Here is a 243-nt window from a genome sequence, read left to right on the forward strand (position 1 = left end):
GTGCGTCCCAGTTCCTGTCCCAGCTTCTGGGCCACCACGCGGTTCAGCACGTCCGTGGCGCCCCCCGGCGGGAACGGGACGATCATCCTGAGCGGACGCGAGGGATAGGCGTCCTGGGCCACGGCGGGCGCGGCCGCGCCGCGGGTGCTGGCAAAAGCGAGGCTGGCTGCAAGAAACGAGGGTTTCATGGCGGGGCTCGGTGGGAGGGGGGGGAGGTGCGGCGCGGCTGGTGGCGCCTTGTGG

General features: G+C 72.8%; 1 pseudogene. It reads right to left on the reverse strand.

From position 1 onward, the window contains the following. Window positions 1-188, reverse strand: a pseudogene (locus KVT32_RS31190) (tripartite tricarboxylate transporter substrate binding protein); the annotation flags it as partial. Window positions 189-243 lie beyond the last annotated feature (55 nt).

The sequence above is a fragment of the Achromobacter sp. GbtcB20 genome (assembly GCF_019091095.1).
Taxonomy (GTDB): domain Bacteria; phylum Pseudomonadota; class Gammaproteobacteria; order Burkholderiales; family Burkholderiaceae_B; genus Achromobacter; species Achromobacter mucicolens.